This is a genomic window from Klebsiella sp. Q11, assembly GCF_964241505.1.
Classification (GTDB): Bacteria; Pseudomonadota; Gammaproteobacteria; order Enterobacterales; family Enterobacteriaceae; genus Klebsiella; species Klebsiella michiganensis.
Window position 1 is genome coordinate 1 of record NZ_CAXSXW010000002.1, and the last position, 13718, is coordinate 13718.

Consider the following 13718-nt stretch of genomic DNA (forward strand, 5'->3'; position numbering starts at 1 on the left):
ACTTGCATGTGTTAGGCCTGCCGCCAGCGTTCAATCTGAGCCATGATCAAACTCTTCAATTTAAGTTTGATGCTCGTGAATTAAACTTCGTAATGAATTACGTGTTCACTCAGAGACTTGGTATTCATTTTTCGTCCGAGGACGTTAAGAATCCATGTCACTTTGAGTGCCCACACAGATTGTCTGATAAATTGTTAAAGAGCAGTGCAACGCGGCTTTCGCTCACCGTTGCGAGGTGGCGTATATTACGCTTTCCTCATTCAGAGTCAAGCGTTTAATTTCGCTTTTCTCTGCCGGTATTCATCGCTGAATCCCGCTAACCCGGCGGGCTGTAAGCCGTTGTTCCGTGTCAGTGGAGGCGCATTATAGGGAGTTATTCCGAAGTGACAAGGGCTAAATGCAAAAAACTTTTTAACCGCCTCTTTTTTCATCATTACGGCGCGTAATGTAGCAAAAAACCGGCGTTTTGCCGTTTTAACCAACGAAGTAAGCCGCCAGATGGCATACTGGTAAGGTAAAAAAGAGAAAGGAACGGCACGTATGTCTTTAAGCGCACAGCAGTTGGCGGCACAAAAGAATATCTCCTGGGTATTAGCGGAGAAGCTGGCTCAAAAAATTTTGACCGGTGAATATCAGCCAGAAAGTATCCTTCCCGGCGAGATGGAACTGGGCGAGCAGTTTGGCGTGAGCCGCACCGCCGTGCGTGAAGCGGTGAAGACGCTAGCGGCAAAAGGCATGCTTTTGCCACGACCGCGCATCGGAACGCGGGTGATGCCACGCAGCAGCTGGAACTTTCTCGATAAAGAACTCCTGGCCTGGTGGTTAACAGAAGATAACTTCTCCGATGTTGTCAGCCATTTCCTCGTGATGCGCGGCAGTCTGGAACCTCAAGCCTGTTTTCTGGCTTCAACTTCAGGGACGCCGGAGCAAAAAGCCCAGCTCAACGCTTTGATGGAGGAGATGGTTGAGCTGAAGAGGAACTTTCAGCGCGAACGCTGGATTGAAGTCGATATGGCCTGGCATGAACATATATATGAAATGAGCGGCAACCCTTTCCTGATCTCTTTCGCTTCTTTATTTCATTCGGTCTATCACACCTACTTCACGTCGATTACGCAGAATGAAGTGGTGAAACTGGATCTGCACCAGGCAATCGTTGATGCCATTCTGGATAGCGACGGCTTGCGGGCGCTGAGCGCCTGCCAGGCGTTGTTGAGCGCTCCCAACCATTCCGACAAATAGCAAGGGTATCGAATGACCAAAAAGAAAGCCCGCAGTATGGCCGGGCTGCCATGGATCGCAGCAATGGCTTTTTTTATGCAGGCGCTCGACGCCACCATTCTGAATACAGCCCTTCCCGCTATCGCCCATAGTCTCAACCGTTCACCGCTAGCGATGCAGTCGGCCATTATCAGCTATACGCTGACGGTGGCCATGCTTATCCCGGTCAGCGGTTGGCTGGCCGACCGCTTCGGCACGCGAAAAGTGTTTATCATCGCCGTCAGCCTGTTTACCCTCGGTTCCCTGGCCTGCGCGCTTTCCAACTCCCTAATGGAACTGGTTATCTTCCGCGTCATTCAGGGCATCGGCGGGGCCATGATGATGCCGGTAGCCAGGCTGGCGCTACTGCGCGCCTATCCGCGCAGCGAACTGCTGCCGGTGCTCAACTTCGTCACGATGCCTGGACTGGTCGGCCCTATCCTCGGTCCCGTGCTCGGCGGCGTACTGGTGACCTGGGCCAGCTGGCACTGGATTTTCCTGATTAATATTCCCATCGGTATTATCGGGATCGTGTATGCCCGCAAGTATATGCCGGATTTCACCACGCCACGGCGCCGCTTCGACACGCTCGGTTTTATCCTGTTTGGCCTGAGCCTGGTTCTGTTTTCCAGCGGAATCGAGCTGTTTGGCGAGAAAATTGTCGCCACATGGATGGCTCTGGCGGTTATCGCCCTGAGCATCGTTTTACTGTGGGCCTATATTCGTCACGCTCGCCGCCATCCCACGCCGCTCATTTCGCTTTATTTATTCAAGACGCATACTTTCTCTGTCGGGATTGCGGGAAACCTGGCCACGCGCCTGGGTACCGGTTGCGTTCCGTTCCTGATGCCGCTGATGTTACAGGTTGGCTTCGGTTATCCGGCGATCGTCGCCGGCTGCATGATAGCGCCTACGGCTATTGGTTCGATTATTGCGAAATCAACCGTCACCCAGATTCTTCGCTGGTTTGGTTACCGTAAAACGCTGGTTGGGGTCACGATATTTATTGGCCTGATGATCGCTCAGTTTTCGCTGCAATCGCCGGATATGTCGATCTGGATGCTGCTGCTGCCGCTCTTCATTCTGGGAATGGCAATGTCCACCCAGTTCACCTCCATGAACACCATCACGCTCGCCGATTTAACCGATGAAAACGCCAGCAGCGGCAACAGCATGTTGGCCGTGACGCAGCAGCTATCGATCAGTCTCGGGGTCGCCGTTAGCGCGGCGGTGCTGCGGTTTTATGAAGGATTCGATAGCGCAAATACCATCGAGCAGTTTCACTACACCTTTATTACCATGGGGGTTATCACCGTGGTATCGGCGCTGGTATTTACCTTATTAAGAGCAAAAGATGGCCGCAACCTGATTAAGGAGCGGCACAAGCGTTAGGCTGAGCCGCGAACTACCAGCTCGGGGGTTAACTGTACGCGCTGCTGTTTTTGTCCCGGGTCGGCCATACGGTGAATCAGCACATCGATGGCCAGCTCGCCCAGTTCATCTTTCGGTTGATGAATTGTGGTTAACGGCGGCGTCATATAGCGCGCCAGTTCAATGTCGTCATAGCCTACCAGCGCCATATCCTGTGGGATACGCAGACCGCTCTGATAAAGGGCCTGATAGGCGCCTACCGCCATCGCATCGTTACCGATAAACACCGCCTGCGGCAGCGCTGGCAGCATCAGCAGCTTCTGCATGGCGCTGAAACCGCCGCCAAACTCAAAATCGCTGCTAATCACATATCCTTCAGGTACCGAGAGTCCGGCTCGGGCCATCGCTTCCTGATATCCCTCCAGGCGCAGTCGGGCAGGAGTTTTATCCAGCGGACCCGCAATACAGGCAATCCGCGTATAGCCCTGGTCGATCAGATACTGCGTCGCCATATCGCCGCCCAGCAGAGAGTTATCCTGAATCAGATCGCTATCGCCGTCGAACGGCGCCCAGTCCATCATCACCGTCGGTACAGAAGGGTAGCGCTGCATAATCTCCGGCGAAGGTTGATGCGTTTCAGTGCACAGCAGCAGTAAACCATCGACGCGCTTTTGCATCAGCGTCTCCAGATTACGGTTCATCCGCTGTTCATCGCCTTCGGTATTACACAGCACAAGGCTATAACCCCGTTCAAAGCAGCTGCGCTCCACGCCGCGCACCAGCTCCGAGTAAAACGGATTGGTACTGGCGGTAATGAGCATGCCTATGGTGCGGGTTTGATTTAATTTGAGACTGCGCGCCAGCGCGGACGGCGCGTAGTTCAGGCTCTTAATCGCGGCGTCGACTTTAGCGGTAATAGCTTCGCTAACGAAACGATCTTTGTTGATGACATGAGAAACCGTCGAAGTGGAAACGCCCGCAATGCGGGCTACATCCTTCATGGTAGCCAATCGTTACCCCTGTTGACGTAAAAATTCGTCTATTTCTTTTCGCCAGGGCACGGAGGGCTGAGCCCCTTTGCGGGTGACGGCGATAGCGGCGGCGGCATGGGCAAAACGAATCGCCTGCGCCAGTTCGCTACCTTCAAGCAGCGCGGTGACCAGCGCACCATTAAAGGTATCGCCAGCGGCGATGGTATCAACCGCCTGCACTTTAAAACCGGGAACCCGACGACCTTCACCTTCGCTGCTGGCCCATACGCCACGGCTGCCAAGCGTAATGATCACCGTACCAATACCTTTATCATGGAGCACTTTGGCGGCTTTTGCCGCATCATCGTCGCTTTCTACGCGAACGCCGGTGAGCTTTTCCGCTTCGGTCTCGTTAGGGGTAATGATATCCACCAGCGTGAGCAGATCATCGGGCAGTTCACGTGCCGGCGCCGGATTGAGGATAACTGAGGTTTGATTCTGGTGAGCGATTTTCGCCGCGGCCAGTACGCTTTCCAGCGGCGATTCCAGCTGCATCAGCAGCGCCTGCGCGCCGGCAATACGCTCTTTTTCCGCATCAACCTGAGCCACGCTGAGCGCGGCGTTAGCGCCAGCATGAATACCGATAGTATTCTCACCTTCAGCGTTAACAAAAATCAGCGCCACGCCGGTTGATTCTCCGGCAACGGCCCTGATCGGCGCGACGTCGATATTATCGCTTTTCAGCTGACGACGAACGCGTTCGCCAATATCATCATCGCCGGTACAGGCGATAAAGGCGATATTGGCTCCGCTGCGTCCGGCAGCAACCGCCTGGTTTGCGCCCTTACCGCCAAAAGCGACCTGATAGTGATGACCGGTAACGGTTTCACCCGGCGTTGGGAAGGCGTCAAGATTCAGGATGTGATCGGCGTTGATACTGCCAAGGACGACAAGTTTGCCTGCGGTTTTCATAATCAATATTCCCGGAAAGCGCGCCACCGGAATCCGGTGGCGCATGCCCTGCTTTTCTTTATTATGTTGTCCCTCGGACCGTCGCCGATCCGAATCGCACATTATTGCTTAATGACCAGTTTCAACTCAACCGGATAGCTGGTTTCCACTTTTTCGCCCTTCAGCACTTTATCGGCTGTCTCAACGCCTTTCACGCCGATCTGCTCCGGTAACTGGGCGATGGTCGCTGCCAGTTTGCCACTATTTACCGCTTTTTCGCCATCCGGAGTGCCGTCAAATCCAACAACCATCACATCAGATTTGCCTGCCGTTTGCAGGGCACGCAGCGCGCCCAGCGCCATTTCATCGTTTTGGGCGAATACGGCCTGTACATCAGGATGCGCCGTCAGCAGGTTCTGCATGACGTTCAGGCCCTTGGTACGGTCAAAATCTGCCGGCTGGCTGGCCAGAACGTTAAACTTATGCGCAGCAACGGCCTGCTGGAAACCTTCGCCACGCTCGCGCGCCGCGGACGTCCCGGCAATGCCCTGTAATTCAATGATCTTCGCGCTTTCACCGACTTTCTTCGCGATATAGTCACCAGCCATCTTACCGCCCAGCACGTTATCAGACGCGATATGGCTCACCACGTCGCCTTTTGACGCCTGACGGTCGAGGGTGATAACCGGAATTTTAGCCTGGTTAGCCAGCTTCACGGCGTTACCCACCGCATCGGAATCCGTTGGGTTGATCAGCAGCAGTTTGGTACCACGAACGGTTAAATCCTGCACGTTAGCCAGCTCTTTGGCCGGGTTATTCTGAGAGTCCAGAACCACCAGGTTATAGCCCAGTTTGTCCGCTTCTTTTTGCGCGCCATCCTTCAGCGAGACAAAGAACGGGTTGTTAAGGGTTGAGATAACCAGAGCGATAGTGTCTTTTGCCATCGCGTTTGCGCTTACGGTCGCACTTAACGCTACAGCAGAGACCAGGGTCGCCAGTTTTTTCATATTCATAGTTAAGATGTCCTGTAGAGTTATCAGTTACTGCTTCTTGTTATCTACCAGTACCGCCAGCAAAATAACCACCGCTTTCACGATCATCTGGTAATAGGATGAAACGCCTAATAAATTCAGTCCGTTGTTCAGAAAGCCAAGGATCAACGCGCCAATCAGCGTCCCGACAATACGGCCTTTACCGCCCGCAAGGCTGGTACCGCCGAGCACCACCGCCGCAATCGCATCCAGTTCATATCCGGTGCCCGCCGTCGGCTGCGCGGAAGAGAGACGCGCGACCTCAATAATGCCGGCCAGCGAGGCCAGCATGCCGCACAAAGAATAGACGATGATTTTAACTTTATTCACGCTGATGCCGGAAAGACGCGTTGCCGCTTCGTTGCCGCCGAGCGCGTAGATATAACGACCCAGGCGGGTATGGTGCAGCATGTACCAGGCGGCCAGGAAGACGATCGCCATAATCCACACCGGCGTTGGGATCCCCAGCGGACGGCCAATCCCGAACCAGCCAAACAGATCGGCGTTGTCGGTAAAGCCGGTGTTTACCGGGCTGCCGTTGGTATACACCATCGTCACGCCGCGCAGTAGCAGCATCATGACCAGCGTGGCGATAAATGCCTGTACGCGCCCTTTCGCCACGATCACGCCGGTCACGGCGCCAATTGCCGCACCTAACGCCAGCGCAGCGGCCACCGCCACCAGCGCGTTGACCTCAATCCCGACAATGGAAGCCGCCACCGCGCCGGTCAGCGCCAGCAGGGAGCCGACGGACAGGTCGATGCCCGAAGTCAGGATAACCAGCGTCATCCCGACCGCCATAATGGCGTTAACTGAAGTCTGCTGCAGAATATTGAACAGGTTATTCACGGTAAAAAAGTTGGGGCTCATGGTCGAGACAATCGCAATCAGCACCAGCAGGGCAATCAGCGATTTTTGCTCCATCAGCCACGCTTTTGTGAAGTAGCGACGACCAGAAACAGCCGGGTTATTCATCTTTTTTACTCCTGATTCACACGGTTAAGCTTGCCCACAGCGGCAGCCATCAATACTTCCTGGGTGGCCTGCTCGCGTGTGAATTCACCGCCGAGGTGCCCTTCATGCATCACCATGATGCGATCGCTCATGCCCAGCACTTCCGGCATCTCCGAAGAGACCAGAATGATGCTCAGGCCTTCGGCTTTAAACTGGTTAATCAGCTGGTAGATCTCTTTCTTCGCCCCGACGTCGACGCCGCGGGTCGGTTCATCAAGGATCAGCACCTTCGGACGGGTCATCAAGCCGCGGGCAATCGCCACCTTCTGCTGGTTACCGCCCGATAGCAGCCCAATAGCCTGCTCCATCGACGGCGTTTTCACATTAAACAGGCGGATAAAATCACCTACCGCCTGCTGTTCATCTTTATGCTTCAGGCTACCGCCGCCGCGGCTGAAGTAACGCAGCGCGGTGAGCGACATATTCTCTTTAACCGACATGCCGAGCACTAAACCATCGCGCTTGCGGTCTTCGGAGATATAAACAATGCCGTTGGCCAGGCCATCCTGCGGAGAACGCGTAATGACCTCATGCCCATCCAGGGTAACCGATCCGCTGCTGCGCGGCAGCGCACCGTACAGCACCTTCATCAGTTCGGTTCGTCCGGCGCCCATCAGCCCGGCAACGCCGAGGATTTCGCCCTGGCGCAGAATAAAGGAGACGTTCTCCACCCCTGAGCCGCACAGGTTGTCGACCTTAAGGCGAACCGCGCCCGGAGCTTTGTCCAGATGCGGATACTGATCCTCCAGCTTGCGGCCGACCATCATCTCAATCAGCAGATCTTCATCCAGGCTGGCCACTTCGCGCTCGGCGATAAACTGCCCATCGCGGAAGACCGTGACGTCATCGCAAATTTCGAAGATCTCTTTCATACGGTGAGAGATATAGACAATACCGCGCCCCTGCGATTTCAGTTCGCGGATCACGCGGAACAGGGATTCGGTCTCGGTGTCGGTTAGCGCGTCGGTGGGTTCATCCATAATGATGACCTTCGACTCAAAGCTCAGCACTTTAGCGATCTCGACCATCTGCTGATCGCCGATCGACAAATCGCCCACCAGCTTTTGGCTGTTGAAGCGTAAGTTCAGCTTTGCCAATAGCTTGTCAGCTTCGGCATACATCGTTTTCCAGTCAATTTTGCCAAAGCGATTCACAAACTCACGACCGAGGAAAATATTCTCGGCGATCGTCAGCTGGGGGATCAGGTTGAGTTCCTGGTGAATGATGCCGATTCCGGCTTCCTGAGAAGATTTAGGTCCGTTGAAGGTGGTCTCTTTCCCCAACCACAGCAGCGAACCGGCATCGCGGGAGTAGATACCGGTCAGCACCTTCATCATGGTGGACTTGCCGGCACCGTTCTCCCCGACCAGCGCCATCACGCGGCCTGGATAGACATTTAGCGAGGCGCCGGAGAGCGCCTTGACGCCAGGGAACGCTTTATCGATCCCTTTTAGTTGCAATAAGGCTTCCATATCGGCGACCTCAGAACGTCACGCCGGCACAGAGAATAACGTTCGCATACGGGGAACACTCCCCGCTGCGAATCACCGCCTGACTGTCTGCGGTTTCTTTTTTAAACTGCTCATGACTGGTGTAACGAATTTCAATGGTGTTTCCCTGGTGCTGCTGCAGCTGCTCAAGGTGAGTGAGCAACGTCGCATGGAGCTGCGGATTAAGGGTTTTAATCTCTTCCGCCAGGATAGCCGCTTCAACCTGCATTTCGCTCGTCACCACCTCCAGAACCTGCATAAAGGAGGGAACCCCGTGGGTTAACGCCATATCAATACGCGTGCTGCTGCGGGGAACCGGTAAACCAGCATCGCAAACAACCAGCGTATCGGTATGCCCCAGACGGGAGATGACCGACGAGATATCAGCATTGAGGACGGTACCTTTTTTCATTTTCTCTTTTGCTCCATTAGCGAAACGTTTCGCTGGTATAAGTATTAGCAATAAGAGAACAGAAAACCATCACCAGATGTGAGAATTGTGATCGTCATCGAAACGTTTCGCAAAGTAGCAGCGAGAAAGTCTGAAGCGAGCAGATAAAACAAAAAAGCCCTTCATTAAGAAGGGCCTTAGCGAATCAGATCTCAACCTGGGTGCCGAGCTCAATAACCCGGTTAGGCGGGATTTCGAACTGGTCCGGCGCCCGCAGGGCGTTGCGCTGCAGCAGCAGATACAGCTTGCCGCGCAGGCGCAGATACCACGGCCGCTTGCCGATGATCAACGACTCATGCGACATAAAGAAGGAGGTCTCCATCATCCGGCAGCTCAGGCCTTCCAGCCCGCAGCGGTGGAAAACCTCTTCGACGTTCGGCGTTTCGCGCCAGCCGTAGCTGGCAACGACGCGCCAGAACGACGGCGATATCTGTTCAATCTGCACGCGACGAACGTTATGTACGTACGGCGCGTCTTCGGTACGCAGCGTGAGCAAAATTACCCGCTCGTGCAGCACCTTGTTATGCTTCAGGTTGTGCAACAGCGCGAAAGGAATCACGTTCAGCGCCCGGGACATATAAACAGCGGTACCCGGCACGCGAACCGGCGGCGATTTTTCAAGAGAAGAGATCATCGCCTCCAGAGAATTACCGTGCTCATGCATTCGACGCAGAAGGCGGAAACGCTCGCTCTTCCAGGTGGTCATGATGGTAAACATCACCAGACCGAGGGTCAGAGGCAGCCAGCCGCCGGAGACGATTTTATCGAGGTTCGCGGAGAAGAGCGGGATATCAATGCACATAAAGGCAACCAGCAGCAGCGCCACAACAAACTTATTCCAGTGCCAGTTTTGACGCGCCACCGTCGTGAAAAGAATGGTGGTCAGCACCATCGTTCCCGTCACCGCAATACCGTATGCCGCCGCCAGATTCGAAGAGTGCTCAAAGTTAACAATCACGATGACCACCGAGATATAGAGCAGCCAGTTGATAAACGGGATGTAAATCTGCCCGGACTCCATTTCCGAGGTGTGAATAATACGCATCGGCGACAGGTACCCCAGACGCACTGCCTGGCGAGTCAGAGAGAAGACGCCGGAGATAACCGCCTGGGAAGCGATAACCGTCGCCAGGGCGGCAATGATCAGCATTGGGATCAGCGCCCACTCCGGCGCCAGCAGAAAGAACGGGTTTTTAATCGCTTCCGGATGTTTAAGCAGCAGCGCCCCCTGACCAAAGTAGTTCAGCACCAGCGAAGGCAGCACGACCGAAAACCAGGCCAGGCGAATCGGCAATTTACCGAAATGCCCCATGTCGGCATACAGCGCTTCCACGCCGGTAATCGACAGCACCACCGCCCCCAGCGCCACAAACGAGACGGTTTTATATTCGAGGAAGAAATGAACCGCCCAGTAAGGGTTCAACGCCTGCAGCACTTCAGGGTTAGCGAAAATACTGCGCGCGCCCAGTACCGCCAGCAGCAGGAACCAGATCAGCATAATCGGCGCGAACAGCTTACCCACCATGCTGGTACCGTGCTTTTGAATGGCAAATAGCAGCGTCAGGACAATGATGGATATGGGCACAACCCAGGTATCCAGGTCCGGAGCGATAATTTCCAGACCTTCTATCGCCGACATCACCGAGATGGCAGGGGTAATGACCACCTCGCCATAAAAGAAGCTGCCGCCGATAAGCCCAAGGATCACCAGGATGGACGTGGCGCGCGCGGAGGTGTTTCGCCCCGCCAGCGACATTAACGTCAGGATCCCGCCTTCACCGGCGTTATCTGCCCGCATCACGAAGGTGATGTATTTGAGTGAAACGGTAAGAATTAATAGCCAAAAAATGAGCGACAGGAAGCCAAAAACAGCATCACGCTCAACGCCAAAGCCAAACTGACCTGACAGACATTCACGAAGTGTATACAGTGGACTGGTGCCGATATCGCCGTATACCACGCCGATTGCCGCCAGCGTTATTGCCGGCAGCGATTGCTTATTATCAGTGCTCATAGACTAGTCTTTTCGTTTATAAAACAAATGTGTGCCTAGTCCCTTGGCCCACAAAAAGCGCACAGTATGCACGATTATTTGCTGAATCGTACCCCTAACTGACATCATCTTAACCTGACTCAAAGAAAATAAATCGATTCTTCAGGCTATTACCACCCCTAATCAAACATCTATACTCGACCTAACAACGACATTCTAAAAAGCACGCAACTCTATTATGGCTCAATCACATTTACTGGCAGAAAGAATTTCCCGGCTCAGCGCCGCGCTGGAAAAAGGACTCTTCGAACGCAGCCACGCAATACGCCTTTGCCTGCTTGCCGCCCTCAGCGGCGAGAGCGTTTTTCTGCTGGGCCCGCCGGGGATCGCCAAAAGCCTGATTGCCCGTCGCCTCAAGTTCGCCTTCCAGCAGGCTCGCGCATTTGAATACCTGATGACCCGTTTCTCCACGCCGGAAGAGGTCTTTGGCCCACTCTCCATTCAGGCGCTGAAAGATGAAGGGCGCTACGAACGTTTGACCGCCGGCTATCTTCCGGAAGCTGAAATTGTTTTTCTCGATGAGATCTGGAAAGCGGGCCCGGCGATTCTCAATACGCTGCTGACGGCGATAAACGAACGCCATTTCCGCAACGGGGCGACCGAAGAGAAGATCCCCATGCGCCTGCTGGTGGCGGCGTCGAACGAGCTCCCGGAGGCAGACAACAGTCTGGAAGCCTTATACGATCGTATGCTTATCCGCCTATGGCTGGATAAGGTACAGGATAAAACGAACTTCCGCTCAATGCTGATAAGCCAGCAGGACGAGAACAGTAATCCTGTCCCGGCGAGTTTGCAGGTCAGCGACGAGGAATTTCTGCAATGGCAGCAGGATATCGGCAGCGTGAAGCTACCGGACAGCGTATTTGAACTGATTTTCCAGCTGCGCCAGCAGCTGGATACGTTGCCAAACGCGCCTTACGTCTCAGATCGTCGCTGGAAAAAAGCCATTCGTCTGCTGCAGGCCAGCGCCTTTTTCAGCGGCCGCGACACCATTGCGCCAATAGACCTGATCCTGCTGAAGGATTGCCTGTGGCACAATATTGAGACGATGAATCTGATGTCCGTGCAGATTGAGACCTTAATGACCAGCCACGCCTGGCAGCAGCAGGCGATGCTCACCCGCCTCGGGTCGATTATTCAACGGCGCATTCAGCTTCAACAGCAGCAAAGCGATAAGACCGCGCTAAAAGTCACCCGTCTCGGCGGGATGTTCAGCCGTAAACCTCATTATGAACTGCCTGCTGAAGTGCAGGACCCCACGCTAACGCTGCTTCTCCAGCAGCCGCTAAAACTGCACGACCTGGAAGTGATTCATATTACGTTTGTTCGTGAAGAGCTTGCTCACTGGCTGGAGAAAGGGGGTGAGATCCGCGGCAAGCTCAACGGCATTGGTTTTGCCCAGCAGCTGAATATGGATGTCGATACCAGCCAGCATCTGGTCGTACGCGATGTGAGCCTGCAGGGGTCGCGACTCTCCCTGCCCGGTAGCGAATCACGGGAAAATATGCCGGCAGAAATCAGGCAACAGCTGGAGGCGCTGGACGACGAATGGCATCAGCAACATAACCGCTTCAGCGAACAGCAAAAATGTCTGTTTATTCCCGGCGAGTGGCTGGGGCGCATTGAAGCCAGCCTGCAGGACGTGGGAACGCAGATTAAACAGGCCCGCCAGTCATGACGCTGGACATGCTGAATGTCATGCTGGCAGTCGGCGAAGAGGGCATGATCGATGAGATGCTGCTGGCCCTGCTGGCAGCGCCTCAACTCGCGGTATTCTTTGAAAAATTTCCGCGGCTCAAAAATATTATCGCCGCCGACATTCCTCGCTGGCGGGAAGCGGTCAGATCGCGACTAAAAGAGACCAACGTCCCGCCCGAGCTGGATGCGGAAGTTCAGTGCTATCAGCAATCACAGCGGCTTTCCACCTCGCAGTTTATCGTCCAGCTGCCGCAAATTCTGAGCCAGCTGCATAAGCTGCACTCCCCTTTTGCCAGCCAGGCGCAGCAGCTGGTGGACAACAACAGCACCTTTACGCCGGCGCTGCACACGTTATTCCTTCAGCGCTGGCGTCTGAGCCTGGTGGTGCAGGCAACCTCTCTTAATCAGCAGCTGCTGGATGAAGAGCGCGATCAGCTGCTGAGCGAAGTTCAGGAGCGCATGACCCTCAGCGGCCAGCTCGAGCCCGTGCTGGTGGAGAATGATAATGCGGCGGGACACCTGTGGGACATGAGCGCCGGAGAACTGAAGCGAGGCGATTACCAGCTGATCGTTCGCTACGGGGACTTTTTAAGCCAACAACCTGAACTCATGCAGCTCGCCGAACAGCTGGGGCGCTCGCGTGAAGCGAAAGCGGTGCCGAAAAAAGATGCGCCGATGGAGACCTTCCGCAGCCTGGTGCGCGAACCGGCTACCGTACCGGAGCAGGTCGACGGTCTTCAGCAGAGCGACGATATTCTACGTCTGCTGCCGCCTGAGCTGGCCACCCTCGGCATCACCGAGCTGGAGTTTGAGTTCTACCGCAAGCTGGTTGAAAAGCAGCTGCTGACCTATCGACTACACGGCGATGCGTGGAAGGAAAAGATCACCGAACGGCCGGTAACGCGCCAGGACGTTGATGAACAGCCGCGCGGGCCGTTTATCGTCTGCGTCGATACTTCCGGCTCAATGGGCGGTTTCAATGAACAGTGCGCCAAGGCGTTTTGTCTGGCGCTGATGCGGGTCGCTCTGGCAGATAACCGCCGCTGCTTCATTATGCTGTTTTCCAGCGAAGTGGTGCACTACGAACTCACCGGCCCGCAGGGGCTGGAACAGGCGATTCGTTTCTTGAGCCAGCGCTTTCGCGGCGGCACCGATCTGGCCAGCTGCTTCCGGGCGGTGATTGAGCGTATGCAGAATCCGCAGTGGGTCGATGCTGATGCGGTGGTGATTTCTGATTTTATCGCCCAGCGCTTGCCGGATGAGGTGATCAATAAGGTGGGAGAGCTACAGCATAAACATCAACATCGTTTTCATGCGGTGGCGATGTCGGTACACGGCAAGCCCGGCATTATGCGCGTATTCGATCATATCTGGCGCTTTGATACCGGGTTGCGTAGCCGCCTGCTGAGACGCTGGCGGCGTTAATCA

At 54.9% G+C, this 13718-nt stretch carries 11 protein-coding genes and 1 rRNA gene; 4 read left to right on the forward strand and 8 right to left on the reverse strand.

Annotated elements, in window-relative coordinates; all coding sequences use genetic code 11:
• Positions 1-62, reverse strand: a 16S ribosomal RNA gene (locus ACESQ2_RS02410); the annotation flags it as partial.
• Positions 63-540: 478 nt separating this feature from the next.
• Between ACESQ2_RS02410 and ACESQ2_RS02415 the strand changes: the two genes are divergently transcribed.
• Complete coding sequence (locus tag ACESQ2_RS02415; RefSeq protein ID WP_004855803.1) at positions 541-1242, forward strand: FadR/GntR family transcriptional regulator; 702 nt, start codon at positions 541-543, stop codon at positions 1240-1242.
• Between the two features lie 12 nt (positions 1243-1254).
• Positions 1255-2652, forward strand: coding sequence for a multidrug transporter subunit MdtD (mdtD, locus tag ACESQ2_RS02420; protein ID WP_373170140.1), 1398 nt, complete (start codon positions 1255-1257; stop codon positions 2650-2652).
• On the opposite strand, the gene rbsR is transcribed toward mdtD, so the two are convergent.
• The 7 genes from rbsR to kup all read right to left on the reverse strand — a co-directional run bounded on the left by rbsR (position 2649) and on the right by kup (position 10553).
• Positions 2649-3641 carry a ribose operon transcriptional repressor RbsR gene (gene rbsR / locus ACESQ2_RS02425; RefSeq protein ID WP_086544183.1) on the reverse strand — a complete coding sequence of 331 codons (993 nt, stop codon included), beginning with the start codon at positions 3639-3641 and terminating at the stop codon, positions 2649-2651. The two genes, mdtD and rbsR, sit on opposite strands and share 4 nt — an antisense overlap.
• A gap of 3 nt (positions 3642-3644) precedes the next feature.
• The gene (rbsK, locus tag ACESQ2_RS02430) at positions 3645-4577 is read right to left on the reverse strand and encodes a ribokinase (RefSeq protein WP_170912107.1); all 933 of its coding nucleotides are present in this window, start codon (positions 4575-4577) and stop codon (positions 3645-3647) included.
• A 98-nt stretch (positions 4578-4675) separates the two neighbouring features.
• On the reverse strand, positions 4676-5566 hold the full coding sequence (rbsB, locus tag ACESQ2_RS02435; RefSeq protein WP_004855794.1) for a ribose ABC transporter substrate-binding protein RbsB: 891 nt from the start codon (positions 5564-5566) through the stop codon (positions 4676-4678).
• Positions 5567-5593: 27 nt separating this feature from the next.
• Positions 5594-6559: a ribose ABC transporter permease gene (rbsC, locus tag ACESQ2_RS02440; protein ID WP_004855792.1), complete on the reverse strand. Its 966-nt coding sequence runs from the start codon at positions 6557-6559 to the stop codon at positions 5594-5596.
• A 5-nt stretch (positions 6560-6564) separates the two neighbouring features.
• The gene (gene rbsA / locus ACESQ2_RS02445; protein WP_032718765.1) at positions 6565-8070 is read right to left on the reverse strand and encodes a ribose ABC transporter ATP-binding protein RbsA; all 1506 of its coding nucleotides are present in this window, start codon (positions 8068-8070) and stop codon (positions 6565-6567) included.
• Positions 8071-8080: 10 nt separating this feature from the next.
• The gene (gene rbsD / locus ACESQ2_RS02450) at positions 8081-8500 is read right to left on the reverse strand and encodes a D-ribose pyranase (RefSeq protein ID WP_014227356.1); all 420 of its coding nucleotides are present in this window, start codon (positions 8498-8500) and stop codon (positions 8081-8083) included.
• Between the two features lie 184 nt (positions 8501-8684).
• Entirely contained in the window at positions 8685-10553 is a 1869-nt protein-coding gene (gene kup / locus ACESQ2_RS02455) for a low affinity potassium transporter Kup (protein WP_004107313.1), read from the reverse strand.
• A gap of 217 nt (positions 10554-10770) precedes the next feature.
• On the opposite strand from kup, the gene ravA reads away from it, so the two are divergent.
• Positions 10771-12270 (forward strand): ATPase RavA, encoded by a 1500-nt coding sequence (gene ravA, locus ACESQ2_RS02460; protein ID WP_014227354.1) that lies wholly within the window; start codon positions 10771-10773, stop codon positions 12268-12270.
• Positions 12267-13715 carry an ATPase RavA stimulator ViaA gene (gene viaA / locus ACESQ2_RS02465; protein WP_014839869.1) on the forward strand — a complete coding sequence of 483 codons (1449 nt, stop codon included), beginning with the start codon at positions 12267-12269 and terminating at the stop codon, positions 13713-13715. Before ravA ends, viaA begins: the two co-directional genes overlap by 4 nt.
• The last annotated feature ends 3 nt before the right edge of the window (positions 13716-13718 follow it).